1 pseudogene is annotated in these 333 nt (G+C 75.4%); it reads left to right on the top strand.

Features of this window, described 5'->3' with window-relative positions:
• Positions 1-114 precede the first annotated feature (114 nt).
• Positions 115-333: pseudogene (locus VR44_RS26545) on the top strand (GNAT family N-acetyltransferase); the annotation flags it as partial.

Below are 333 nucleotides of genomic sequence, written 5' to 3'. Positions count from 1 at the left end.
CGGCGACAGCTGGCAGCTGCTGGCCGACCACCTCCCCGACGTCCTCTGCGTACGGGCGGCCGTGCTGCCCTGACCTCCCGCCCCGGGGGCCCTGCGTCTGGGAGGCTGACGGGCATGAACGCGTACGAGCCCGTGGAACTGCGGCAGTTGACCCGGCCCGAAGACGTCCGCCCCGGGCTCCGGGAGGAGCTCGCCGACTGCTGGGAGGCGGTGGTCAACTCCGGCGGCGCCGTCATCGCCGCCGAGTTCCCGCTGCCTCCCGTGAGCCGCTCCCACGTCGCCCCCGTCGTCGACGGGCTCGTCCGCGCCCTCGACCCGGCCCTCGCCAGGATG

It is taken from the genome of Streptomyces katrae (assembly GCF_000966975.1).
Classification (GTDB): Bacteria; Actinomycetota; Actinomycetes; order Streptomycetales; family Streptomycetaceae; genus Streptomyces; species Streptomyces katrae.
The sequence above is the reverse complement of the archived record's forward strand: the minus strand, read 5'-3'. Positions and strand labels throughout refer to the sequence as shown.